Below are 25,435 nucleotides of genomic sequence, written 5' to 3' on the forward strand. Positions count from 1 at the left end.
ACGCTTCCCCCTAACGTTTCCCACCAAAGTTTCCGTATAAGTAAGTATAGTTTAGGGGTACCGAATGACTCTTCTTCAGCGCTTATTCAGAAACGGTGAACCGCAGGACCCAGCATCAATGGGCCCGCTGTATGCCACCGTCAAAGAGGTCATGCAGGATGTCCAGGCTTACGCCCGATCCCACGGCGGCGACATTCAACTCCTGAGCGTGAATGAAGAAGGCGACGTCAAGATCAAATTCCGAGGAACATGCGTAGGCTGCCCAATGTCGGCAGTGACGCTGAAACTAGGGATCGAAGAGCGGCTGCGGGAACTAGTCCCTGGCGTTCGAAAAGTCATTCAGGTTTGATAAGAGAAATCTGATCTCCGATATCAGATATCCGATTTTTCACCCGGCAAACCCAAACGTTTCCCGCATTGTGCTTTCAAGCGCATTCTGAAACGCGTTCGCATCGAGCTTGATAAAGAAGCCCTCATGCGCCTCTTCAAAGACCATTTCTGGATCTACCAAAGGCCGCCGACAAGGAATACTTGCCTGCAGCAAAACCGCCGTATCCGTTAGCCGCAAGGCACAGCCGCAAACCTTCTTGCCGCTCCCCGCATCCACAATGTCGTTCGGGGAGACGTGCATAAAGCAATCGCTCGACCGGCCTTCGGCGCGCAATTGCTCTGTCTCCTCTCCCAAGAAAGCGTCCACTCCCCCAGAGCGTAGGGCTGAGATCAGCGGTCGGGCCAAGAATCGATAGACCTTTGCAACCGACTTCGCATCCAGCTCTTCTCCCAATACGCGAGAGATCGCTGACAGCGGCACACCGATCGCCACCGTCACGTCGTGCCCATGCAGAACGGCCTTCCCGCCCGTCGGACGCACAACCCAAGGAATATCGCAGCTCACACGCAGAGCCTTATCCGGGTCTTGGTTCATTCCCAAGCTCACCCAAGGGCCGCTCCATCCATAAACTCGACAGCCGACAAAACCCCTCTCAGCGTCGATGAGGAGTTGGGCGTCGCGAGCCATATTTACTTGGCCAAGATGAGCCCCTTCGTTGAAGAATATGAACTCGGCATCCTCTCCGCCTTGGAGAGACCGATAGCATCGTTGGTGAGCGGTCTCTGTCTGCATGTTGAACCTGAGCTTACCTAATAGACGGACTTATCAATCCTGATGATCCTTGTAAAAAATTGACTATTTAATTCTGTTTGTTAAATGTGAAGTCAGCAATCACCATCCGATGGTCCGAGTTTAATGTCTCAGCCGCCCAAACCCGCTTCGGCGTTAACTCCTTGGAATGCCAGATTTGATCGATTCGAACTAGCGGATAAGCGTTCACTCCGGTGTTGCCCCACCCAACTCCCGCCTTGTTGAAGGAGTCCTCAAGCCACGGTCGTAAAGCGTTCTGCACCGACGCATCGGGTGGTGTATTGAAATCCCCGCCTACGATCACCAAAGTGTCCTTGGAAACGGCTAGATCGTCCAAAGTTGAGCGTAGCTCGATCAGTTCTTGCCTTCTGCTTCGTCGATTCTCGGCAAGCCCAGTCCAGCAGTCGGGGCTTATAAAGTTGAGATTAAAGACCGGCGGTTGGAGCCGAAGGCTGACAACTAGCAGCTTCTTCCCACTTCCGAGGTTGAAGAGCGCCGCAGTTGCGTTGGCAACTGTACGGTTAGAGCCAACAAACGGAATGAAAACAGCCTCCTTCTTCCCTCTTGCCACGATGGAGCAATCGGGTCCGGCAAAGGCTACACCCTCTTCACCGAATATCTCTTTGGCAAGAAGGTCAAGCTCCGGCTGGCTCGGCGTCTCTTGAAAGAGGACGACATCCGGCTTGTAGGCCAAAACCTCTTTCGCCGCATCAAACGATCCCCCTTCGCAGTTCAGGCTGATCACTCGCAGATCGCCGCGCTTGTCATCGGCGAAAAGCCCTCGACCCAGCGAAATCCATTCTTGGGAGAATAGCAACACTGGGATCAGCCACAATCCCGCCCATGCAGCCTTCCTTCTCCAGTTCCTCTTGCGCAGGCTCACCAACAGGCACAGCCAAGCAACAAAGCTCCAAACCCACACAGGCAAGATCGCCAGAGCCCAAAGGATGTCCGGCTTGAAGGCATAGAGGAGGCAGTCAAGGAGAATGAGAGCAAGCCAAATGGAGTGCGCCCTAACGGGCCTACTCTTTCGTGATGTCCGGACATCACTTTCGGGCACGTCAACAGACTCTGCATCACTCACGTAATTAGCTTATCCATTTCGTAAACATCAAGTCTGATCCCTCCACAGCTGCTGTTGTAGAGGGTACAAAACTGCCTCCAGAGTACGAATCCCGGGGCAACCATTTTCAGTCAAAAGATCTCTGGCACACCACGAGCGGCCGGCGCAACCAAATCCTTCAACCTGTCCGAATGATTGACTTTCCATTTTCGGACAAACTCCAGCTTGCCCCGTTTATTGATTCGATAAAGGAGGTGGTGGAAGGGTGCCGTCGACTCCTTAAGATCGTAATGCAAGTAGTAGTCGTAATCGTCGAACACCCAATGATCGGGCTGGCCTTTCCAGTTCACTAGACCTCCATATTCTCCGCCGTTCTGGACTGCCCTCCCCATCTGGAACACTTTGCCATTCCGAAATCCAAGGAAAAGCGTATCCTGTCCGTGTCCAGCGCCTGAGTGTCCACGCACAGCAGCAACCTTAAAGGGTGCTTTCACAACTGGTTCAAAGACTTTGAAAAAGCGACCATATACATACTGCCCTTTTTTGAACTCCACTCCCTCTTCGGGCATCCCATATCCAGCGACTCTCTTTCCATTCTTGTAAAGAAGAACGAAATGCTCGTCATTGAGCCGTGCATTCATGACATCGAAACGCCACTTCACGCCGGATTCGGTGAACGTAAGCCGTTGCTCGACGACCGTATCGTATGTCGTTTGCTGGCTTATCAATAGGGCGAATGGGATGAGCATTTCCATACTCTAATTCGATGATTGGTCAAGGCGCTCCTTCAAGGCTTCGGCTTTCCAAATTCTCCAGATGGATAACCCACAAGGATGCCCGCGTTGCGTAGGTTCGCAACCGCACCAGTCGCCCAGTGATCGGAAGGAACGTCAGGAAATGGACGAGCAAACCCTGGATACTCTGCGGCCCAATGCGCTGATAGCTCGTCCACTCTCTTCAGCAAGTCTTCAGGATCGCATGGCCTGTCTTCATAGGAGTTCGAAATCTCCTGAAGCTCCTTCGACACGTATCGAATCAATCGCTTCAGTTGCGATAGCTCCCAACCTGTACCTGGAGCAACGGTATCTCGATAAGATTTCTGTTCTTGAGAAGTTGCCGACCAAACCTGACTGTATTTCATCACCAGAGCATTCGCCGTCACCGCAAGATCCCATTTCGACGGGAACTCACCCCTGACATGACCAGCGGAGCCATCTGGATAGCCAGCCAACATGCCCTTGTTCTGGACCACACGGATAAACGGCCTCGCCCACTCAGTCCCTTTGTTCGTCCACTGTTGGGATGATGAGCCGCTGGCAAAAGTCAGCGCCAAGCCAGCAACAACTACGCGAGTGACCTTCATGCTTGAAGGACGGTTGGGAATACCGGAAGATTTCGGTGCCTACGCAATAACCGCAGTCTTCGCAGGACGCCAACGCACGTCTAAATCCTTCACCGCTTTCGCCTCATCCAACCGCCCCACGATCTGCGTCGACGGCGCGTTGTGCAGCAGCTCAGGATCGGTCTCCGCCTCTTTGCAGATCGCAATCAGCGCATCGCAGAACGCGTCCAAGGTCTCCTTGCACTCCGTTTCCGTCGGCTCGATCATAAAGCACTCGGGAACGATCAACGGGAAGTAGTTGGTGGCCGGGTGGAAGCCATAGTCGATCAACCGCTTGGAGATATCCAGCGCCCGCACGCCGAACTGCTTCTTATAGCGTTCCGCCGTCAAGATGCACTCGTGCGTGCAAGGTCGATCATGCGCGGGAGGAAGAACCTCTTTCAGCCGAGCACGCAGATAGTTGGCGTTCAGGACCGAATACCGGCTGATATCCGGCAAATACTCCTTGCCCATCGCAAGCAGATATGTATAAGCCCGCACTGCCATCAATGACTGCCCCCAGAACGAGCTAACGCGCCCAATGCTGAGCGGACGGTTCTCGTCCACATACGCCTCCGTTGCGCTCAACCCAAGCTTTGCCGACTGCTTCTTGCTCACGATCACTGGCCCAGGCAAAAACGGCTCCAGATGTTTCATCAAGCCGATCGCGCCGCACCCCGGCCCGCCGCCTCCGTGAGGGGTCGTAAACGTCTTGTGCAGATTCAAATGCATGCAGTCGAACCCATGATCGCCGGGGCGGGTGGTGCCCACCATCGCGTTCATGTTCGCGCCGTCGCAGAAAACCTGTCCGCCGACCGCGTGCACCATCTCACAAATCTTGGAGATGTTGGTCTCAAACAACCCGAGCGTGGATGGGTTTGTGACCATAAAGGCCGCGACCGTGTCATCCAACAACGCCTCAAAGGCCTTTAGATCAGTATTACCGCTGGCATCCGTCGGAACGGTCTTCACATCGTAACCACATCGCGCCGCCGAAGCCGGATTGGTGCCGTGAGCCGAGTCGGGAATCAACACGATTCGGCGCTTCTCCCCTTCCCCACGCGACTCGTGATACGCCTTGATGAGCATCAAACAGGTCTGCTCACCGTGCGCCCCCGCTACCGGCTGCATCGTGATCGCATCAAAGCCGGTGATCTCAATCAGAAAGTCTTGAACGCCCGCAATGACCTCAAGAAAGCCCTTCACCGTATCCAGCGGTTGCAGCGGGTGAATCTGGGTGAAGCCCGCCAAGCCTGCCGTGCGCTCATTGATGCGCGGGTTGTATTTCATGGTGCATGAACCGAGCGGATAGAAGCCCGTGTCGATGCCGTAGTTGATGTGGCTCAGGTTTGTGAAGTGGCGCACCAGGTCCATCTCACCTATCTCCGGCAGATGCAACTCCGTGCGCATCTCTCCAACAGTCGCCTTGAGATCGACTTTAGGCGTGTCGCAACGGGGAACGTTGCATCCAACGCGGCCCGCGCGGGATTTTTCAAAGATGAGTTGCGGCTGAGGAACGGTCTTTGTGGGCATAGGTGTTGGAGGAGATTTTACCTGCGCAGTTGTGCAATCGCGAGCAGCCCAAAAAGAAGGCCCACTCCAATTCTGGAGTGGACCCTCTCATGCAACAAGACCTAACGTTACTCATGCGCCACAATCGGTTCTGGCAAAGGTTTTTGCGGGCAGGTTGTACAAGGCGGGATCAGCTCAGGAATCACATCATCCGGCCCTGTAGGATTGCATTTCTCGTCGGAACAGTTGAGATTTAGAGGTGTAGCATCGTACGGGGTTCCCCTGATACAAAATTGAAGTGGTCCCTCACCGCATCGAAAGGAAATGTACTTCACCCTAAACCTCGTGCGTTGATTGCATTGTGCTCCAGCAGGTGAACATTGAGTTGAATGACTATTGCAGCTGTACATAAAGCCATCCAATTCTTCGCTAACATCACGATAGGTATATAGCCCACCTCCGCAGGGATCTCCCTCTCGTATTGGCATCGGACATTCTGGGTATGTAGGTGTGCACGATCCATCACTAGCCCAGGCTATTGTCGCTATTCCCAACACGGTGATTATCAGGCAAATAATGCCAAATCTATTTGTTTTCATTTCGCCTCCACACTTATTGGAGCGGTCTACCGCTCTTCCGCGCTCTCAGCCTTTCATCCATCTCTTCTTTCACGGCACCCATCGAATAATATGCTGCTTCATCTTCCCAGTCGCTAAGCATAGGGCACCATTTAACATGTCCATCTAAGTATCCACCTAAGACTTCGAATGCTTCAGTTTTTGAAATAGAGTTAGCAAATCCTTGTTTAGGACTCGAAAAATATCTCTTATTGATAAAACCTAAGCTTCTCGGGAAAAATTCAGCTTTTACAATTGGATCCGAGACTGGATCAAATTTTGTTGTTAGTGGACGCCTTTTTTCCGCGATGCGAACACCCCAATTGTAAGTCAGTGAATATTCTGGCAACCCATGTGAACCAGGATAGTCCGCAAGCTCTGGGCGACCCTTAACATACTTATAAGAGCCCTCTAAACTATGCAAATAATTCGGATAATTGCCGTCATAATCAGACATATACAGATTGATTGCGGAAACATTTTGCTTTAAATCCACTCTAATCGCCGTCTCATGCGATTTACGCATCACTACAGGCCTCAGAAGCAGCGTAAGTGTCACACAAAGAATAGCTATTATTGCTATTACGATTAGTATTTCAGGCAAGGTAGCGCCTCTTGTCTTCTTCCTCATTTCCCCTCTCCCTCACTCGAAGCATCAAAGCTTTCGCTCACCTTTCCGTTTTCAAAAATCATAATATAAGGAATGCCAGCCGTGCGGACGTTAAACATCGAAAAGAATTCAGGATCGGCATGTCGGATGACGGTCTTGTTTGCCCATACCGGATCATCTGCTCCGTCTAAAACAAAAACTTGCAACGGATATTGTTGATACTTCTGCCTTAGCTGGCCTATTATCTTCTCCATCCTGCCCGACCAACAGGTCGGACATTTTGCTGAAAAGATCGCAACTGCATTCTGGCCTATTATTCCAGTTTCAGGCAAAGCGGCTCCAACACGTAGCCCCTCGGCCTCTATGAAATTATTAGAAGCAATCGTCCTGGCGCTTGCTCGCACGAAGGGAGACATACTGAGCGCAACTACGCAAAACGTGGCTGTAAGAATAGCTACACTGCCAATTCTTGCAAGTTTCCGATTTTCAAGAATAACCTCAAGCAACAGTACTCCCCACAAGAACCAAAAGGTAAGACACATAAGGCAAGGCTGCACACCAAGCAAGTAGCCCGTCGAGAGGAGCAAGACACCAGTGACTGATCCAAGAACAACAATACAGTCGCTCCACAGACCTCGCAGAAAATTCAAGCTTAATGCAACCGTAAAGCCAATTAGCGGCAATAGGACTGCCTTAAAATATTGAAAGGGACCAGGCTGCGTGCATGCTGTACAAAAGCTAAGGAGAATGATTGCAGGAGGAAGTGGAAGAATCCACTTGACGATTGTCCCTATCTTCAAGACTCTTCTTTGAACTGCGATTTCCCCAATAACACATTCCTCAGCCATGTGCAAACTCCGAACAGTCAAGACGCTCTATAAATTATCACATAGGACGCGAAATGTAAAGAGATGTTCTCAAGAATTTTTTGGTTAACGCTAAATTAGATTGCAACAATTGGTAATTGTGCCAGTAGTTTAGCCTGAAATTAGTTTCTCTATGTCTACTACTGCCAACAATTTGACCAAGAATCATTGAGACTCAAAGAGTTGTGTCTCAAAGAATAGACAAGAGATTGGCAGGCATTGCAGATATTCTTGAGTGCTATCAAAGCAGCCAGTTAAGCAAGTTCAAATGATAGCTTCGTCGCAAAATCATCGATCTGCGCTTTCGTCCGGGTCTCCGTCACCGCAACAAGCAAGCAGTTCTCCATCCCTTGATAGAACTTACCAAGAGGAAGACCGGCAAGGACGCCCTTCTCCATCATTGCGCGTTGGACGGTTTCAGCGCTTTTGGGCAGCTCCAATACAAACTCCCCAAAGACCTTGCCCGAATACTTCACCCTCGCCCCCGCCTCCGAAAGCTTCGACATCGCGTACTGTGTATTGCGGACCGTCGATTCGGCAACCGTTTGCATACCGTTCTTGCCAAGCGCCGACATGTAAATCGTTGCCGCCAAGGCCATAAGCGCTTGGTTTGTACAGATATTGGAAGTCGCCTTTTCTCGGCGAATATCCTGCTCTCGCGTGCGCAGAGTCATCACATAGCCTGGATTGCCGTCGTGGTCCAACGTCTTACCAACGATTCGGCCCGGAATTCGGCGGACAAGCTCGGTCTTACACGCAAACAGTCCAACCACCGGTCCACCAAAGCCCATCGCCACACCCATCGGCTGGCCCTCGCCAACAACGATGTCAGCGCCGTATTCGCCCGGTGGCTTAAGCAGCGCGCAGGCGATAGGATCGGCAACAACCACGAACATCGCTCCAGCTTGGGTAGCCGCTTCCCTTGCTTGGGCAAGGTCTTCGATCGTGCCAAAGAAGTTGGGATATTGGACGATCACACAAGCTGTGTCTTGGTCGAGCTTCGAATAATCCGTCGTCGCGCCATCTTCATGGTTGATCACAACCACGTCCAGCCCAATCGACCAGCAATAAGTCTCCAGAACCTGCCGATAGTGGGGATGCACGGCATCGCTCACCGCGATCTTTTGCCTGCCATTCACTCCGTGGCAAAGAATCGCCGCTTCAGCCGTTCCCGTCGCCCCGTCATAGAGCGACGCATTGGCAATCTCCATCCCGTAAAGGTCAGCGACCATCGTTTGAAATTCGTAAATGGTTTGCAGGTAACCCTGCGATAGCTCGGGCTGATACGGCGTGTACGCGGTCAAGAACTCGCCACGCGAGATCAGAGCGCCGACCGTCGCCGGAATATATCGGTCATAAATCCCTGCGCCAAGGAAGCACACAAGATCGGTTAGGAGATTTTTATTCTTGCGTGAAAGCTCAAAGAGGTGACCCAGGAGTCTGTGTTCATCAAGCGAAGCCGGAACATCCAGCTGACCCTTGAGCTTCAGGTCATCGGGGACCTCTCGGAACAGCTCCTCAATGCTGCCCGCACCGATGGTGGCGAGCATCTCTTTAACGTCTTCTTCGGTGTGGGGGATGTATGGGCGGGACATTTCGATTTTAGATTTGGGATTTTGGATTGACGATTCTTCAGAGGCGTTGTCAGGTGGTTTTCAAGTGGTTTTCAAGTTGTTGTCAAGTTGTCGGCAGGTGGTTCTCAAAGTTTCGGCGTGCGGTTGGTAAGTGGTCTTACAACTTGCCGACTACTTGCCGACCACTTGACAACAACTTGTCGACAACCCTATCCAAGCACTCCCTTATAACCATCCGCATCCAACAAACCGTCAAATGCAGCGGCATCTCCGACCTTCACTTTGAACATCCAGCCATCGCCGTACGGGTCGCTGTTCACCAGTTCCGACCTAGCGCCAAGCGCTTCGTTCGTCTCAACGATCTCTCCACCCAAAGGCGAATAGATATCGGATACGGTCTTCACGCTTTCAACCGATCCGATCGCCTCAGCGGCGTTTACTGCTCGGCCAACGTTGGGAAGATCGACGTAGACGATGTCGCCGAGTTCCGACTGGGCAAACTCGGTGATGCCGATGGTGGCGACGTCGCCGTCGACACGAATCCATTCATGGGTTGGGGTGTATTTGAGGTCGCTGGGTACGTTCAATGCGGGGTCTCCTGATGGGAATGGCAAAGTTTACCAGTGCCCCACCGTATCATGTGGACTTTGGGACGCCGTTTGGGTCGACGTTGGCAAGCTGTTCCAAGCGTCGTCGTCAAGAGCCAAGCCGCGCCGAACCACAAGCAGGTTAAAATACGCCTATGGGATATTGGCTGATGAAGTCAGAGCCGGACACATATGGCATCGACGACCTGGAAAAAGAGGGCACAAACATGTGGGAGGGCTGTCGCAACTACACCGTGCGGAACTTCTTCCGAGACAGCATGCAGATCGGCGATCTCGCTTTCTTTCACCACTCTAACGTTGATCCAGCGGGAATCGTCGGCGTAATGGAGATCGTCAGCGAGGCTTACCCCGACCCCACTCAGTTCGATCCCAAGTCGCACTACTACGACGCCAAGAGCCCAAAGGATGCCCCCCGATGGCTCGTCCGTGATGTGAGGTTCGTCCGCAAGTTTAAGCGCACCGTCTCCCTCGCTGAACTCCGTGAAACACCCGGCCTTGAAGATATGTGGGTGACGCGCAAGGGCCAGCGCCTGAGCGTGATGCCCGTAACCGAGGCAGAGTGGAACATCGTCATGGGGAAAGAAGGGCTATGAAGGCTCGGCTGCGACTAAACCCCCTCCTTGCTTCGACGAAGGAGAAATGGAGAGGAGTGACGCATTCCACAGGCAAAGCATTCCGATTGTGCAAAGCTGCTGCTCTCATTGTTGCGATCGGATGGGCCTCTCCGTCTGCCCAAGCCCAATCTCACGCCCCCCAATACTTCGAAAAAGCCTGCGTCGTCAGCGATAGCGCCATCGCTTCTCAAATCGGCGCCGAAGTCATGCGCAAAGGTGGCAACGCCGTCGACGGCGCAGTGGCGACTGCTTTTGCCCTCGCCGTCACTCATCCCACAGCTGGAAACATAGGCGGTGGAGGCTTCATGGTCGTCCGCATGGCTGACGGCCGCACCATTGCTATCGACTACCGTGAAACCGCGCCAGCCGCGTCATCGCGAGAGATGTACATGAACGCCCCCCAACCCGGGGCTTCCCTAACCGGACAGATGGCATCGGGAGTCCCCGGCACGGTTTACGGAATGTACGACGCCCACAAACAGTTTGGAAAGCTCCCCTGGAAGGACGTCGTCGAGCCCGCCCGCAAGCTCGCACAAAACGGCTTCGTCGTTAGCAAGAGCCTCGCCGATGAACTCAAATCCCAGGCCGCCCGATTCCGACCCTTCCCCGACAGCTACCGAGTGCTCAACAAAGACGGAAAGTTTTGGGGTTGGGGCGAAACCCTAAAGCTGCCGGACCTCGCCAAGACACTCGGCCGCATCCGAGACGAAGGACCTGCTGGATTCTACGAAGGCGAAACCGCCAAGCTGATCGTTGCCGAGATGAAGCGCGGCAACGGCATCATCACCCTCGAAGACTTAAAGAACTACCGTAGCGTATCTCGTCAGCCGCTCAAGGCATCCGCTTTTGGTTACGACATCATCACCATGCCCCCACCAAGCTCCGGTGGGATCGCTCTCGTCCAAATGCTCAATATCCTCAGCGGTTACGAACTGAAACCGATGGGCTGGGGGAGCGTCTCCTACAACCATATCCTGATCGAAACAATGAAGCGGGCATTCGCCGACCGAGCATACAACTCGGGCGATCCGGCCTTTTTCAAAGTCCCTACTCAAACCCTAACTTCAATGGCATACGCAGACAGCCTGCGCGAGGCGATCAAACTCGACAAAGCCACCCCCTCAGCCGAAATCAAACCCTTTGACTCGGGAATCAAAGAGGGCGACCATACCACTCACTTCTCGGTCGTCGATCAGTGGGGCAACGCCGTGGCGAACACCTACACCCTCAACACTGGCTATGGAAGCGGGGTGATGGTCACGGGTGCAGGGTTCCTCCTAAACAACGAGATGGACGACTTCATGACCGCACCCGGCAAACCAAACGTGTTTGGCCTCATTCAAGGCGAAAACAATGCCATCGCCCCTGGCAAGCGCCCAGTCTCGTCAATGACACCGACAATCGTATTGAAAGAGGGTGAGCTGTCCATGGTGATTGGTTCGCCCGGCGGACCCACCATCATCAACACCGTGATGCAAACCTTCCTGAATGTCGCGCTCTTCAACATGGACATTCAGCGAGCCGTGTCCGCACCTCGAATCCATCATCAATGGATGCCCGATTCGATCTCCTGGGAGTCCTTTGGAGTTGCCCCAGATACCAAGAAGATGATGGAATCCATGGGGCACAAGTTTGCTGCACGCCCGTCAAACATGGGATCGTGCATGTCGATCCTTGTCGATTCGAATGGCAACAGACGAGCCGGAGTAGACGCTCGCAGCGACGACGCCGGAGCAGCCGGATTCTAACGGAAACGCGCCTTGTCTTATCCAAGCGCCTTTGGCATAAACTTTGCTTCAATCCTTCGGCGGGACCGAGGGCACACACATGCAGTTTCCGACCGACAAGAATCGACGGCAAGACCGTCCTCTCGACGATCTACCCACCTTCGAAGAGTGCCGGCTGTTGCTTGCGATTTTGGAAGAGACGATAGAAGCCGGCGATTACGAAGTTTTCTGGGCAAGCTATCGCTCACTCGAACCGACCGCAAAACTCCTCACCGAGTGCTGCATCGACTACGAGATGAGCGTCCCGACCGTCGCATTCCTCTTTGGCTTGGATTCGTCGATGATTATCGACATCCTCATGCTTGAGTGGCTGATCGCCGGAATGGGCGAGCCCCAGCCCGAAAAAGTTGTCTCCATCGCTTGCTACTTAAGCAAGGATAAATTGGCTCGCAAACGGGCCGTACGCAACGCAACACTGAAGATGATTCTCGAAAGCGCGGCCTAGGCTGTCAGCGACCGCATCACGCGCTTGGGTAGCCTCAAAAACATGAACTGGGTGCAAATGGTTGGAGCGGCTTTCGGAGCTCTAAACGTCGTTTTGGGTATCGCTGGCGCAGCTAGCGGCAGCATGGTCTCACTGTACGCAGGTGGCGCCATTGGCGTACTCGCCATAGTAGGGGCGTTCGTAGCAAAAAACAGCACGATTCTGGGCTATGCCATCGTCGCCATTGCATGCATTGCAATCCTGGGCCGATTTGGGCGAAAGCTGATGTCCGAGCCCGCAGTCTATCCTGGGGGAATTCTAGTCGTGGCTGCACTCATCACCCTCGCATGCCTCATCTACGGGCTTGTTTCGATGCGCTCAAGCGCCTAAATCATTTGTCCGTCCGGTATTTCTCAATCAGTTCCAGCGCAACGTCTTTGCCCTTCCAGCCAAAGACCTCAACAGTTTTGTCTTCCAGCAGCTTGTAAATCTCGAAAAAGTGGTGAATCTCATTGAGTGTATGAGGATTCACCTCATCCATCGACTCACGATTTCCAAATCGCGGGTCCTTCGAGGCAACGGCGAGGATCTTCTCGTCCGACCCCTTCTCGTCGTACATTTCCAAGACGCCAATCGGCTTCGCCTCAACCACACAGCCCGGAAAAGTGGGATGCGAACACAGCACCAGCACATCGATGGCGTCCCCATCCAAATACTTTGTTGACGGCAAAAAGCCGTAATCCCACGGATAAAACAGCGGCGAAAAGAGCACCCGGTCGAGCCGGATCATGTCCAAAGCCGGATCGTATTCGTACTTGTTGGTGCTGTACCGCGGCACCTCAATAATCGCGTTGAATTCTTGGGGAGCGTTCTTTCCGAGAGGCAATGTGAGAAGACTCATTTACGGCTAGAGTACCGTGAGAGCCCAGCCACCCCCAGGGCTTCGGACAGGGGGATACCAAGTCAAGGCGTCAATGGGAAACGATGAACGATCATGGATGAGAGATGAATCAGGAGCGGAAATCAAAAAATAGTCGGAAACGAGGCGCACCAGAACTGCGCGCCTCGCCCCTCAGCTGGCTATGCTTATAATCCCCTATGACATCCCAGCTCCATACACCCCGCTCCCAGCTACTACCCACCTCCAATCCCCGGCGGCGTATGAAGCTGTAGCTTAAATTGACGTGTTCCCGTACTCGCTCGAAGCCAAAGACGGTGTCTGCCCGATTTCGTCGGCACGAAGTAATGGACCTGCACCTTGTCAAACTGCAACCACTGCGCCCGCAGAAACTGTCCGTCGTCGTCAAGGAGATCAACCCGGAGTTGAGTCCCTGGCTGATCAACGATGAACTCATAGCGCTTTCCTGCAACAAGGTCAACCGCATAAAGACCGAACTTGCCGCCTTCGAAGGTAAACGTTTCCGGCCGATCCAGCGTGTACTTTGTCGCCGTCACTTCGTCTCGACGCAGTTCAAAGTCCCCCGATCCACCATTGCCTTCACAAGAAAACCGAATGATAAAGGTCTTGGCCTCCGGAAAGTAGAGGTCATCGGCAGAAACAAGCGTTTCCCGGTTTACAATGCTGTTCTCCAGCTTGCCCGTTAGACTGAAAATGTCAATCTTCGTCAAAAAGTGGGCAGCCTTGGCAAAGACACGCATAAGTTCCGACTTGTTGGATTCAATGAGAAACAGCTTCGACTCGCCAATCTCCAGCGTATCTTTGATCGCCTTACCGTCCTCCCAGGTTGGCAAAGACTCGGTGTTGGAGATGGTGATCTTGCTCGACTTGGTCGACATCGAGCGCAGCACAAGCTGCGCGGTCCCTTCAGCTTGAAACACCCTAACCACATCGTTTGGATTCGAAACCTTCACCAGAAACCATAGAAGATCGCTATCAACGCCGTAAGAGTCATCTGCTGTTGAGATCTCCTCTTGTTTGCCCTTGGGGGCCGTGAAGGCCTGTCGAAACTTACCTCCGACGATGGTCGTCCGCACAATCTGACTTTCCGTCACGGGAAACTCAACCACCGCCAACTCGTCCTCCTGGAGTTCGAAGTCGGTTTTGTCTGCAGGTTTGATTCGAATAGGAACGACTTCGTGGAATTCTGTAGTCAAGCGCTTGGTCTCGTACACGCCGTATTCAACAAAGTAGGCTCCGTCAGCAAGAGCTTTAAAGGCGACCGATCCATCAGGCGTCCTAATTTGTTGAAAGTCAGATGCCTCCACTCCGGTCGGGCCGACAACTCGCACAAAGCTAGCTTGTGAAGTGTAGTTGCCTTCAGAATACACGCGTCTCAGGTCATACAAGCCGTTCTTTTTCGCTGCCATTGAAACCCAGATTCGATTGGTGTCAGAAACTTCCGGAGGAATTGAGTCATGCTTCTTCTGCCCAAAAGGCGCATCCAGTGGCATAAAGGTCCGCGTTTTAAGAGTGAACTTTCCACCCGCCACCGGCTTGTAGCAGACCACTTTTAGCTTGTAGGTGCCCGCTTCGGTAAAGCGGTAGATAATAAACGGGGATTGATCACCCTCCACCCGATCATCAACCTCTTTGAGCTTGGTGCCCTTTTCATCCTCAATGACAAGCACAGGGTCGAAGGCGTCACTCGTGGCCCCCGCCATAAGCGTCTCTCCCTTCTTGACTTTGTAGGTGAATTCAACGCGGTCTCCCGGCGTGAGGACAGCCGATCTTGAAGTCCAGAGGTGCGGCACGCGAGCATCGTTGTCTGGACTTGATGAAGTCTTCTCAGCATCATCTCGTCCGATTGCTGCGCCTGCTCCTCCACCACCAAATCCGCCACCTTGGCCATAGCCTGCCGCACTGCCTTGCGGAAGAGCCTGCGTAGCGATCAAGACAAAACTAAGAGATGCGAGATAGCGAGCAAAATACCTCATGGCTTGCAGACGTACCGCCGACTCATTTGGTTACTTACGAACAGCCGTACCCGAACCGCCGAAGCCATAATATCAACATGCCCACTCAGCCCGACGCTACCGGACGCTTTGGCGATTTTGGCGGACGCTATGTCCCCGAAACCCTAATCCCGGCTCTCGACGAACTCGAAGCCGAATTCAAAAGGGCGTGGTCAGAGGACACGTTTCGGGCTGAATTTGATCGCCTCCTCCGTGAGTACGTGGGCCGCCCCACCCCGATCACCGAAGCCCGCCGCATTTCGGAGGAGCTCGGGCTGCACGTCGTCATCAAGCGCGAGGACCTTAACCACACGGGCGCGCACAAGATCAACAACGCTCTCGGGCAGTGCCTGCTTGCGCAGCGGATGGGCAAGAAGCGGATCATAGCCGAAACTGGAGCCGGACAGCACGGCGTGGCGACGGCAACGGTCTGCGCTCTGCTGGGGATGGAGTGCGAGGTCTACATGGGCGAGGAGGACTGCGCCCGCCAGCAGCTCAACGTCTTTCGGATGCGGCTCCTCGGGGCGAAGGTGATCCCCGTTTCCAGCGGCACGAAGACGCTGAAGGACGCCTTGAACGAAGCGATGCGCGATTGGGTCACCAATGTGACCAACACCCACTACGTCATCGGCACAGCAGCCGGCCCGCACCCCTACCCCTACATGGTGCGTGAGTTCCAGTCCGTCATCGGAAACGAAGCCCGCGCGCAGTATCTGGAAAGGTACGGCAGACTGCCTGATGCCGGTATAGCCTGTGTTGGCGGAGGCTCAAATGCCATCGGGTTCTTTGCCGCTTTTCTTGGAGACACCGACATACGGCTGTACGGCGTGGAGGCAGGGGGGCACGGGATCGAGTCAGGTCAACACGCGGCTCCGCTCACGGCAGGCTCGCCAGGGGTACTGCACGGGTCATACAGCTATCTGATGCAGGATGACGACGGCCAGGTTATCGGCACGCATTCAGTGTCGGCAGGGCTGGATTACCCAGGCGTTGGCGCCGAGCACTCGTATTTGAAGGATTCAGGACGGGTCGATTACACGTCGGTCACCGACAAAGAGGCTCTGGACGCATTTCAGTGGCTCGCCAAAAAGGAGGGTCTTATCGCCGCCTTTGAATCGGCTCACGCCTTCGCGCTCCTGCGAGACACGTCGCGATTCAAGCCCGGCGACCGTGTGCTTGTGAACATGAGCGGCCGCGGAGATAAGGATATGGAGTCAGCCGCAAAGCTGTTTGACCTATGATTGAGCACTTCTTAGCGTGGTCAGTACGAGCATGAGATCATCAAAAGATCTATATCTGCCCGATCCAGACACACGTTCAAACCAATCCCAAATCCCAAATCTACAATCCAAAAAATCTAAAATCCAAAATCCAAAATCGTAAATCGTAGATTCTCTACTCTCCCGGATCAGGATCACTTCTCAGCTCAGAAGGCACTAGCCCCAGGTATTCCTTCACCGATTCACGCAAGCCCTGCGTTGTTCCAAAGCCCGCCGCTGTGGCGATCACATCGATAGGGGAATCTGTCGTGCGTAGCAACTCCACAGCCATCTCCGTCCGACACCGGTCCACAAACTCATGGAAGCCATACCCAACGCTGGCCTTAAACACACGTGAGAAGTGGAAGGGGGAGTACCCGACAAAATCGGCGGCATCTTTGAGAGGCCAGGCCTGCTCGGGGTTCTTCCGCACGGCTTCGGTTAAGTCCACAATGCCCTCGGCAAGATCAATCGGCAACGGTGTTAGACCAAAGCTGCTGACCCCCGTCTTGAGGTACGCACAGGATTCATAAATCACAGAAAACAGCAACGCCTCGACATCGCCACGCTTCCCGTTCAGCGCCCGATTCAACCGATCCACAGCTGTCACAAAAAGCGGGTTTACAGGCTGCGTCATCACGCTCAGGCGATCGCTCGGTTTAGCTGGGTCAATCAGGGCGTCATCAAGCAGACCAGGTGTTGAGGGTAGCGCCCAAGTTAGAATCCGGCATTCTTGTTCGCCTCTAGCGACGCGAAGTGTGAGGTTTGCCGGGCCGCGAAGGAGCGAGACACTTCCAACAGGGAGGATGCTCCAGCGCGTGTCAGATGGCGTACGCAACAGGATTGTTCCCTGCCGCTTGAACCATAGACAGGCCGTATTCGCAGGTACATCCATCGTCGTTGTTGACGTGGCTCGAATGGTAGCAGTGCGCACGATTGCGCGAAGCTTGTCCGACTCGAACAACACCTGACTACGAAACTGTGCTGAACCGCCCTGCTCGTCTGCCCCCATAGCTGCCGTTCCAAATAATCGCATCGCCCTTGTACATCAGAGCATGAAGCCTTGGGCATAAATTTCGCCAGGTCTTTTGCCAGACCTTTAGAAAAAGCCGCCCACTAGCAACAGGGCCATCCTTGATTGCTGATTCAAAACAATCAAAACTGCCCGAGCCCATTTAGATTACTTTTGTTAGTGTAACACTCCTCACAAAAGGAATCGCAGCGGTTTGTTCCTAAGCCCGCAAATTTCCTTCGTTCTTTCATAGGGTATCACTTTCCTATGCCCCAAGGTTTATCCGTGGCTGTCCTCGGCGCAACTGGCGCTGTCGGCCACGAATTCTTAAAGCTCTTTGAAGATCGGCGGTTTCCGGTAGGGGACCTTCGTCTGCTCGCCAGTGCAAGGTCCGCCGGTAAGACCCTGAGTTTTCAAGGCCGTGATGTCGCTGTCGAAGCGGTCTCGCCCCAAAGCTTTGAAGGCGTTGACGTTGCCTTCTTCAGCGCCGGAGCCACCCGCTCAAAGGAGTTTGCGCCACATGCCGTCGCCGCAGGTTCCTACGTGATCGACAATTCAAGCGCCTTCCGAATGAATGAGGAAACCCCATTGGTGGTGCCCGAAATCAACACAGCCACGATCGGAGATGCGAAGGTGCTCGCTGTTCCCAACTGCACCGCAATCATCCTCCTCATGGCGACATCCCCACTCTTCAAGCTCGGCAAAGTGAGTCGAATCGTGGTGAGCACCTACCAGAGCGCCAGCGGAGCCGGAGCCGCCGCGATGGAAGAGCTCAGAGAGCAAACGCGCGACGTACTGGAGGGCAGACCCGCCGTACCCAAAATCATGCCTCACCCCTACGCCTTCAACGTCTTTAGCCACAACACCGCCATCAACGAGCACGGTTACAACGACGAAGAGTGGAAGGTCATCCAAGAGTCGCGCAAGATCATGGGCATCCCCGATCTGCGCATCAATGTCACATGCGTTCGAGTGCCCGTTCTTAGAGCACACTCGGAGTCCATTACCGTGGAGTTTGAAGGCGCAGCCCCGTCAGAGCAGGCAGTCCTCGAAGCGCTAAGCGCAGCTCCTGGAGTTCGGATTGTCGACGACCGAGCCGGAAACGTCTTCCCTATGCCGCTAGATGCCTCAGGCCAGTACGACGTCTTGGTAGGGCGAGTCCGAAAGGATGTTTCCCACCCGTCCGCAATCTCACTCTTTGCCAGCGGTGATCAACTCCTAAAAGGCGCAGCCCTGAACGGTGTACAGATAGCCGAAAAACTGATCGAGTTGGGCAAGCTAAAGGTCGCCGCAACGCTCTAATAAAAAAACTCCCCTCCCTCGTCAACGTCGAAGACTTGGTTTCAACTCAACACTCCCCTCCCTCGTCAATGTCGAAGACTTAATTTCGACTCAAAAATTCCCCTCCCTCGTCAACGTCGAAGACTTGATGAGGGAGGGGGCAGGGGGAGGGAGACTAGCGATCTTGTCAGAACGGCAGCTTTCCTTTTCTACCCGCTCTTTCTTCACAAGCCCGAACGATCAGGGTGACCCACTCAACAAGCTCAGCGCCAGTGTGTTCAAAGAGATCGAGACTTGGCAATCGAAATGTATCGATGCCTACCGATCTCAAATACTCATCTCTTGCCTTATCCTTAGTTTGCCGTTGTGCGTGTTGTTCACCGTCAACTTCGACACAAAGTTTTGCTTCCGGGCAATAGAAATCGAGGAAGTAAACGCCAACCGGAACTTGCTTCTTAAAAAGAAAGCCCGTCTTCTTTTCCCTTAGCCAGTACCACAACCGCTTTTCGCTTACGCTCATCGACTTGCGCAGTTCGCGAGCACGAGCCCTGGCTTCTGGCGAGTGGTTATAGCTTCCCCGGCGCATAGTCACATTCTAACTGGGCTAAAAGCTTCTTGTCTCCACCCCCTACCCCCTCCTCATTAAGGCTACGCAGTTAATGAGGAGGGGGAGCATGAGCAAGGGGAGGGGAAACTCACTCCTCACAGGCTTTCAAGCACAGCTCCGCATTCCGCCTAAGCCCCACAAGACCAGTCCTCCTCACAGCAGACCCCCGCGTCAAATCATCCCATGCATCCGACTGTATCACCGCCAACTCCTTCAGAGCAGGCCACTCTCGCCGGTTCAGGAAATCTGGTTCTTCGGTAATTCGGGCGCGCAAGGGCTGGTTCTCACTGGGTTGATTAAACGGGCAAACCTCTTGGCAGACATCACACCCAAACGTCCAACCGCTGAGCCTCGACGCAAGGTCATCAGGAATCGGCCCCTCATGCTCGATGGTCAAATAGCTTATGCATTGCCGAGCATCAACGTGATAGCGCCCGTCTTCATGCTTTATCGCTCCTGTTGGGCAGGCGTCGATGCACTTCGTGCAGGTGCCGCAACCTCCGACCGCCGGAGCATCCGGCGCAAATCGCTTTGTCACGAGCAGCAGCCCAATGAAAAACCAACTTCCCCGTCGAGAGTCGATAAGGCAGGTGTTCTTCCCATACCAACCAAGTCCAGCAAGCTGGGCAAATTCACGGTCCATGATCGGGGCGCTGTCCACGCAAGGCCTTGTCTCTATACCGGGATACTCCGCCTTCAGCCATTCCGAAAGCCGCCTCAGCTTCCCCCGAATAACCTTGTGATAATCACGACCCAAGGCATACCGCGCAATGCGCGGAAAGCCATCGTCGAAGGGGTTAGATTGGTTGTAATTGAGAGAAACCGCCACCACCGACTGGACTCCCGGCAGCAGCCTCTCCGGATGCTCCTTCAAAGGGAGCTGTTCGGCAAGGTAGTCCATAGTCCCTTGATAACCCTTGGCAAGCCAGCTCTTGTAGGTGTCTAGGTTAGGGGGCGACACCGCATCGCAAACCCCGACGGTGTCGAAGCCAAGTTCGAGGGCTTTCTCCTTGAGCGGTGTAGGGTCCAGCATTTCTGGTTGAGGTGGCAAGAACACATCTTCCGATGTGCAATTCCGGTCTCCATCAAAGGTGACGCTCCTCTACGAGTGTGGCACGATCCCCTCCCCTTCCATTTTTCCTGAAATGGAGGGGAGGGGCAGGGGTGGGGAGGTCCCGGGCGCGCTCAGCCCTTCAGCAGATCTATTCTTCCCGTCGCGTCTCCCGGAGAAAGGGATCAGAGATCGAAGATCGGAAATCGGAGGTCACTTGCGGATCACGAATCACGGATCACCTTCCCCCTTTGCGGCTTTGCGCCTTTGCGAGAAAGACTCTGATGGCGGATCACCGATCACGATTCACCTCCCCAAAACCGACAATCGATACAACTCCCGCCACTGATCCAAAGTCAAAGACTGCGGACGGGCCAAGGCCGACAACCCAGCTTTCTCAATCAACGCCTCCGTTCGCGGACGCTCTATCCCATACCGAATCAAGTTGTTCGCCAAAGTCTTCCTCGGCATCGCAAAGCACCCACGCACCAGCTTAAAAAATCCCGGCTCTTCCTCAGCCGACAAGCCGGTCTCCACCGGCACAAACTCCAGCACGATGCTCTGAACTTTCGGCGGTGGCAAGAACGCCCCCGGAGGCACGTCGCACACCTTGTTGATCTGAAACTGAGTCTGCAAGTAAACCGACAGCGATCCCCTATTTGAATCCCCAACCGGCGCAAGAATCCTTACGCCAACCTCTTTTTGCATCATCAAAACCGCTTTCACATATTGCTTCCGCACCTCAGCAATGCGTGTGATCAACGGCCCCGTGATGTGATAGGGCATGTTCGAAACAACAGAACGCGGCTCTGGAAGCTCGAAAAGCACCGACCCAAGATCGGCCTCCAGCGCATCCAACAAACGCACATCAGCAAGGGGAGCCGACTCCGCCAACACCTCGGGGAATCTTGTATCCACCTCAAGTGCGATCACCTTCGACGCTGCTTCGGTAAGCATTCCAGTAATAGCGCCTGGACCAGGGCCGATCTCAAGAATGCCCTCGATGCCATCCAAACGCGAGCGGATCGCATTCAGAACTTTGGGGGAGCAGAGAAAGTGTTGAGCGAGCCCCTTGCGTGCCCAAAGACCGTGTTTGGCCAGGAACGCACGAAGCTCGCTCTGATCGTGTAGGTTCAATTTAGCTAAGGACGTGGACCTTAACCTTTTTGCGTCCGAATTTCAACGCAGCGGCGCGTGTTGGGAAACAAAGGTCGATCTTGTAGCCCTTGATAGCGCTGCCCTTATCGCAGGCCAAAGCCATGCCATAACCCTCGATATACAACACTGTACCGAGTGGAATCACACTGGGATCGACGGCGGCAACGCCCATTTCAGCCTTTTGTCCGGTAGCTGTGCGGAACGTTGCGTTCTTGCCGCGCCCCGCGCTGGGATCGTATGCCGAAGCCTCCATCTCAATGCTCTTGGTCCGCGAATAATTACCGCGACTCATCTCGAATCTTGGCTTGCCGACGTGAAAAATCTGGCTCATGGGCTCCACGCGGTCGGTCCGCACCAGAGTCATGACTTCCTTCCCATCCTTCTCCTCAATGCGATAAACATCGACGAGACGGCCTTTCGTCCCCGGCTTCTCCTCCTTCATTCGTCCATGCGGAAGGGAGCGTGTGAGAACATACTCAACAGGGAAAGGGATCTCTTTGCGAACGACAAAGAACTCTCTTTCGTTCGCCTTCTCGTCCGTACCGGCTTGTTGAGCGGAGTGCTCGCTTTGGCTGCGAACTCCTACCGGTAGGTCTACTTGTGCAACCACCGTTACGGTGGCAATTGCGATACCCAACCCAAGGGTAAATCGCTTCATGGCGCTCATTGGGGTCACCTCCTTCTGCGCGTCAGAATCGAAGTTCGTACTGTACCAAGGAATCTCAACCGGAGGCAAACCGAAGGAGCCGGAGATATCCTGGGTTATCCTGGGTTATCCTGAGATAATGGAGTTATCCTTTCGTTTTCAATCTTCACAAATCTTCGTTTTTTGCGTGTTTTCTTGATTTTTCGTCAAATCGTTTAGGTTCAAACGAACCGGAGATTGCGGTAGGCCGTGGGTCCCGGTTTGAAGCTGCGATAGCGCATGTTTTTGCATGCGAAGAAGCTGAAGCCCAAAGGCTGAGCTTGGGTTCAATCAGGTTGAAATCAGTCCTCACGCGTACGCACATGCGCGAACTCTATTAAATGTGAAGAGATGAGTGTAGACGAATTGACCGCAAGTGCCATTTCCTCCCCTTACAATCCTTACTCTTTACAACCTTTACAGGTACGAAGCCGTTACCTGACCGTCAGGCTGAATAAGCACGGTCGGAGCTGCCGATGAGGGAGAATTTGGAGAGCATTACGATAGAGGCACTGGGTCTGTTTGGATTGCACCCCGTTGTGATTACGGGATTGCTAGGAGTACTTCAGTTGTTGATTCTGCCAGCTGGCTAACGAGCTCAAACTCGGTACGCAGCAACAATGCGACCGCTTCAGTTCGACAGTTACCCAGCCTGATCAGAATGACCTTGCGCGGCGGACCGCCCAGGAAAGCCAAGCCTTCGAAGTCGTCATCCTTGGTCACGACTATGTAGTCTTGCGCCAGGGCAAAGGCAAGAATATCCACGTCTGGAAGAGTCAGTCCAATCTCCAGAACGTGCTTCGAATCAGGATATTGATCACGAAGCAAGTCCACGAGCTTCGGCGACAGATTCGCGTCGAAAAGCAGCTTCATTTAGATTCTGGAAATCAATTGACGTTCCCGGTCAGCAGCAAACGCAAGGCAAGCTGAAATATCGTCGTTCGTCACGTACGGATAGTCGGCGATGATCTCCTCGCGAGACATCCCCGCCGCCAGCCAACCCAAGACGTCTGAAACAGTCACACGAAGGTCTCGAATGCAGGGCTTCCCGCTTCGCTTGCCTGGCTCGATAGTGATGATTGACCGATAGTCCACTGTGCTATTGTACGATATCTATCCTTTCCGAGCGTGAATAGCCTTGCGACTATCTGACTGGAACCACCGACACCCGACACGGCGTAAACTCGCTCGTCGTCAGAATCTTCTTCCCATCAAGCGCATAGCAGATCGCCTCGCCTTGCATCTCCACGTTCAGCTTCACCGGAACCGGCTTTGCCTTAAACCAATCATCGAAGTTCGCCGGTGCCGCAAACTCAAATCCACCAGAATAGGTTCGCACCATAACGTACTTCCCATCGGGAGAGATATCCCCTGCCGTAGTCAGTCGGGAGGCCTCCATCGCCCCCGACGGCGTGATCTTTCCAATCTCCTTCAGTGTATGGCTTCCCGGACCGGACGAACCATCGAGCTTAAACACTTGCCAATCTCCCGCCGAAACCTTGGTAACGATATACATATCGCCCGTTTTGGGGTGGACCATGAAGCTCTCGGCGTTGTGTGCGCCGTCGGGATATTTCAAATCCCATTTCTCGAACGCAGAAATATCCCCACCCGACCCCGATGGCTCCTCAACCCGATAAATCTGGACTGAGGCCCGCCTGCTGCTGTTGTCCCCAATATCCGCCAGATAGACATAGTTCTTTCCGTCCAGGCTCGCGCTCGCCATATCCTCCCAATCCACCGCTCCCGCGCCCTTGATGTTGAAAGGCCCCTCGATCGTCCCTTTCAGGTCGAATCGCCAAAACCGCGCCGTGTCTCCGCTATCGTTGTGCGTGAGGTACCAGTCGGGTTTGAGATAGCTCGGTGCAATCCCAGAGCTTTCGTTGATCGCCTTATCCTGCAGAGTCACGGCAAGACTTGGCTCTCCAAACGAACGCCCGGTCGATGCCTCAGACGTCCCCGTCGTGCCCTGCGAAGAGGGTTCAGTGCAAGAGAATCCCGTGACCAGTGTAAAGGCAGCAACGGCGGAAAGCAGCCACTTCGTGTTCATGCTTGGAGCTTACTTCCTGCGCTCGCGCCAGTTCAGCAAGTTCTCCAGGAATAGGTACTGATGCGCCCAGCCCGCCCACGGACCGCAACGCTCCCTCAATATCTGTCCTGCCTCTTTGTAGCGTGCGTCGGTCACTGACTTCCCCGCCCATTCAGGCCGATACAGCCGGGTCACCGCTTGCCACATGTGGGTGTCGATAGGGGTTGCCTGCTGGAAGTGCAGGCCGAAGAGGGCGATGCAGTCGGCGAGCTTGGGGCCGATCCCCTTGAAGCGGCAAAGCTCGGCATGAGCCTCTTTATAGCTGGCCCCTTTGAGGCTTTCCAGCCAACCGGTCGGCCTCTCCAACAGCTGTTGGGCAACGTGGGGAATGGTCGCCGCCCGGTAGCCAAACCCCTTCGCGCGGAGTTCCGATTCGGGGATGGCAGCAATGCGATCGGGAGTTGGGAATCTTGTAAGTGTTGAGTGTTGGGTGTTGAGTGTTAAGTTATCGAAGTTCAGATCGCTGATCGCAGATAGCCGATCGCTCTTAGCCACCTCCTCGTCCGTGCGAAGCACTGATGGGGAGGGGGTGCAGGGGGTGGGGTAATCCCTAAGCGGCTCTCCATAGCTCGCCAATGCTCTTACCATCGGCACGATCCGGTGCAGGTTGTTGTTCGCCGAGCATAGGAAGCTAAAAAGAACCTCTTCAGGGTCGGAACAACGCAAAACCCGCAAACCACCAAGCAACGCCAAATACGGCTTCAGTTCCGGACCATTTTCAAGGATGGAAGTCAGGATTTCCGGCAACGGATGACCCAATTGAAAAAACCTCTCAAAGTCTTGTTGAGTCGCATTTGATTCCACCTCGTGCTGTGTGTTTTCACCTACCGTTGAAAGTCGAACCAAGTACCAATGTGGCCCATCCACACCCAACCAGCGCCCATCCTCCAACTGCTCCCACCGGAAGACCTGCCCACTGGTAATACAGCGAACGAAGTCAAGCTCAAGGTTGGGGACGGTGAGGGTAAAGGAATTCAATTCTGGTTTCTCAATGCAATTGTGGCGACATCCCTATTGTGGTGCAGGCATCGTTACCGGCTCCTTTTTCAAAGAGATCTCGCAAAGTCACCAAGGACCACAAAGGCATGAAGCACTTCCATACGATTTGAGTGAGGGCACCAGCACTACGACGCCTTGAATAGACTTTGCGACTTGGCGTCTTTGCGAGAAATCTGATCTAACT

General features: G+C 54.0%; 27 protein-coding genes. 7 read left to right on the forward strand and 20 right to left on the reverse strand.

The annotated features are described in order from the left end of the window. Positions 1–118: 118 nt before the first annotated feature. Positions 119–349 carry a NifU family protein gene (locus tag KF784_10380; protein MBX3119463.1) on the forward strand — a complete coding sequence of 77 codons (231 nt, stop codon included), beginning with the start codon at positions 119–121 and terminating at the stop codon, positions 347–349. Positions 350–388: 39 nt separating this feature from the next. Here KF784_10380 and KF784_10385 read toward each other — a convergent pair whose 3' ends face one another. The 9 genes from KF784_10385 to gcvH all read right to left on the reverse strand — a co-directional run bounded on the left by KF784_10385 (position 389) and on the right by gcvH (position 9,351). Continuing rightward, a complete protein-coding gene (locus KF784_10385) occupies positions 389–1,123 on the reverse strand; it encodes a hypothetical protein (protein ID MBX3119464.1) in 735 nt (244 codons plus the stop codon). A 67-nt stretch (positions 1,124–1,190) separates the two neighbouring features. After that, a complete protein-coding gene (locus tag KF784_10390) occupies positions 1,191–2,225 on the reverse strand; it encodes an endonuclease/exonuclease/phosphatase family protein (GenBank protein ID MBX3119465.1) in 1,035 nt (344 codons plus the stop codon). Between the two features lie 110 nt (positions 2,226–2,335). Further along, entirely contained in the window at positions 2,336–2,953 is a 618-nt protein-coding gene (locus KF784_10395) for a hypothetical protein (GenBank protein ID MBX3119466.1), read from the reverse strand. A 38-nt stretch (positions 2,954–2,991) separates the two neighbouring features. Continuing rightward, the gene (locus KF784_10400) at positions 2,992–3,567 is read right to left on the reverse strand and encodes an S-layer homology domain-containing protein (GenBank protein ID MBX3119467.1); all 576 of its coding nucleotides are present in this window, start codon (positions 3,565–3,567) and stop codon (positions 2,992–2,994) included. 39 nt (positions 3,568–3,606) lie between these two features. Next, the gene (gene gcvPB / locus KF784_10405) at positions 3,607–5,118 is read right to left on the reverse strand and encodes an aminomethyl-transferring glycine dehydrogenase subunit GcvPB (protein MBX3119468.1); all 1,512 of its coding nucleotides are present in this window, start codon (positions 5,116–5,118) and stop codon (positions 3,607–3,609) included. Between the two features lie 591 nt (positions 5,119–5,709). Further along, complete coding sequence (locus tag KF784_10410) at positions 5,710–6,345, reverse strand: prepilin-type N-terminal cleavage/methylation domain-containing protein (protein ID MBX3119469.1); 636 nt, start codon at positions 6,343–6,345, stop codon at positions 5,710–5,712. Beyond that, a complete protein-coding gene (locus KF784_10415) occupies positions 6,342–7,172 on the reverse strand; it encodes a hypothetical protein (GenBank protein ID MBX3119470.1) in 831 nt (276 codons plus the stop codon). Before KF784_10415 ends, KF784_10410 begins: the two co-directional genes overlap by 4 nt. A 272-nt stretch (positions 7,173–7,444) precedes the next feature. Beyond that, positions 7,445–8,785 (reverse strand): aminomethyl-transferring glycine dehydrogenase subunit GcvPA, encoded by a 1,341-nt coding sequence (gcvPA, locus tag KF784_10420; GenBank protein ID MBX3119471.1) that lies wholly within the window; start codon positions 8,783–8,785, stop codon positions 7,445–7,447. 188 nt (positions 8,786–8,973) lie between these two features. After that, positions 8,974–9,351, reverse strand: a complete 378-nt coding sequence (gcvH, locus tag KF784_10425) for a glycine cleavage system protein GcvH (GenBank protein ID MBX3119472.1) — start codon at positions 9,349–9,351, stop codon at positions 8,974–8,976. A gap of 155 nt (positions 9,352–9,506) precedes the next feature. Here gcvH and KF784_10430 point away from each other — a divergent pair, with 155 nt between their 5' ends. From KF784_10430 to KF784_10445, 4 genes are all read left to right on the forward strand, one after another. Continuing rightward, positions 9,507–9,965, forward strand: a complete 459-nt coding sequence (locus tag KF784_10430; protein MBX3119473.1) for an EVE domain-containing protein — start codon at positions 9,507–9,509, stop codon at positions 9,963–9,965. Further along, the gene (ggt, locus tag KF784_10435; protein ID MBX3119474.1) at positions 9,962–11,734 is read left to right on the forward strand and encodes a gamma-glutamyltransferase; all 1,773 of its coding nucleotides are present in this window, start codon (positions 9,962–9,964) and stop codon (positions 11,732–11,734) included. Before KF784_10430 ends, ggt begins: the two co-directional genes overlap by 4 nt. A 79-nt stretch (positions 11,735–11,813) precedes the next feature. Beyond that, the gene (locus tag KF784_10440) at positions 11,814–12,218 is read left to right on the forward strand and encodes a hypothetical protein (protein ID MBX3119475.1); all 405 of its coding nucleotides are present in this window, start codon (positions 11,814–11,816) and stop codon (positions 12,216–12,218) included. Between the two features lie 42 nt (positions 12,219–12,260). Then, positions 12,261–12,587 (forward strand): hypothetical protein, encoded by a 327-nt coding sequence (locus tag KF784_10445; protein ID MBX3119476.1) that lies wholly within the window; start codon positions 12,261–12,263, stop codon positions 12,585–12,587. A 1-nt stretch (position 12,588) separates the two neighbouring features. On the opposite strand, the gene KF784_10450 is transcribed toward KF784_10445, so the two are convergent. After that, on the reverse strand, positions 12,589–13,098 hold the full coding sequence (locus KF784_10450) for an inorganic diphosphatase (GenBank protein MBX3119477.1): 510 nt from the start codon (positions 13,096–13,098) through the stop codon (positions 12,589–12,591). 233 nt (positions 13,099–13,331) lie between these two features. Beyond that, entirely contained in the window at positions 13,332–15,092 is a 1,761-nt protein-coding gene (locus tag KF784_10455) for a hypothetical protein (protein ID MBX3119478.1), read from the reverse strand. A gap of 77 nt (positions 15,093–15,169) precedes the next feature. Between KF784_10455 and trpB the strand changes: the two genes are divergently transcribed. Further along, positions 15,170–16,351, forward strand: coding sequence for a tryptophan synthase subunit beta (gene trpB / locus KF784_10460; protein MBX3119479.1), 1,182 nt, complete (start codon positions 15,170–15,172; stop codon positions 16,349–16,351). A gap of 154 nt (positions 16,352–16,505) precedes the next feature. On the opposite strand, the gene KF784_10465 is transcribed toward trpB, so the two are convergent. Beyond that, entirely contained in the window at positions 16,506–17,405 is a 900-nt protein-coding gene (locus KF784_10465) for a helix-turn-helix transcriptional regulator (protein ID MBX3119480.1), read from the reverse strand. Positions 17,406–17,648: 243 nt separating this feature from the next. Here KF784_10465 and KF784_10470 point away from each other — a divergent pair, with 243 nt between their 5' ends. Continuing rightward, positions 17,649–18,683 (forward strand): aspartate-semialdehyde dehydrogenase, encoded by a 1,035-nt coding sequence (locus tag KF784_10470; GenBank protein ID MBX3119481.1) that lies wholly within the window; start codon positions 17,649–17,651, stop codon positions 18,681–18,683. Between the two features lie 166 nt (positions 18,684–18,849). On the opposite strand, the gene KF784_10475 is transcribed toward KF784_10470, so the two are convergent. From KF784_10475 to KF784_10510, 8 genes are all read right to left on the reverse strand, one after another. Further along, positions 18,850–19,248 (reverse strand): DUF559 domain-containing protein, encoded by a 399-nt coding sequence (locus KF784_10475; GenBank protein ID MBX3119482.1) that lies wholly within the window; start codon positions 19,246–19,248, stop codon positions 18,850–18,852. A 109-nt stretch (positions 19,249–19,357) separates the two neighbouring features. Further along, entirely contained in the window at positions 19,358–20,302 is a 945-nt protein-coding gene (gene queG / locus KF784_10480; GenBank protein ID MBX3119483.1) for a tRNA epoxyqueuosine(34) reductase QueG, read from the reverse strand. 324 nt (positions 20,303–20,626) lie between these two features. Further along, complete coding sequence (rsmA, locus tag KF784_10485; protein MBX3119484.1) at positions 20,627–21,457, reverse strand: ribosomal RNA small subunit methyltransferase A; 831 nt, start codon at positions 21,455–21,457, stop codon at positions 20,627–20,629. A 1-nt stretch (position 21,458) separates the two neighbouring features. Continuing rightward, the gene (locus tag KF784_10490; protein MBX3119485.1) at positions 21,459–22,136 is read right to left on the reverse strand and encodes a G5 domain-containing protein; all 678 of its coding nucleotides are present in this window, start codon (positions 22,134–22,136) and stop codon (positions 21,459–21,461) included. A gap of 570 nt (positions 22,137–22,706) precedes the next feature. Next, positions 22,707–23,036: a DUF5615 family PIN-like protein gene (locus tag KF784_10495; protein MBX3119486.1), complete on the reverse strand. Its 330-nt coding sequence runs from the start codon at positions 23,034–23,036 to the stop codon at positions 22,707–22,709. Beyond that, positions 23,037–23,258: a DUF433 domain-containing protein gene (locus tag KF784_10500; GenBank protein ID MBX3119487.1), complete on the reverse strand. Its 222-nt coding sequence runs from the start codon at positions 23,256–23,258 to the stop codon at positions 23,037–23,039. Between the two features lie 49 nt (positions 23,259–23,307). Next, positions 23,308–24,213, reverse strand: a complete 906-nt coding sequence (locus KF784_10505; protein ID MBX3119488.1) for a hypothetical protein — start codon at positions 24,211–24,213, stop codon at positions 23,308–23,310. A gap of 9 nt (positions 24,214–24,222) precedes the next feature. Beyond that, a complete protein-coding gene (locus KF784_10510; GenBank protein MBX3119489.1) occupies positions 24,223–25,230 on the reverse strand; it encodes a hypothetical protein in 1,008 nt (335 codons plus the stop codon). Positions 25,231–25,435: the final 205 nt, after the last annotated feature.

This window comes from Fimbriimonadaceae bacterium (genome assembly GCA_019638775.1).
Lineage (GTDB): Bacteria > Armatimonadota > Fimbriimonadia > Fimbriimonadales > Fimbriimonadaceae > JAHBTD01.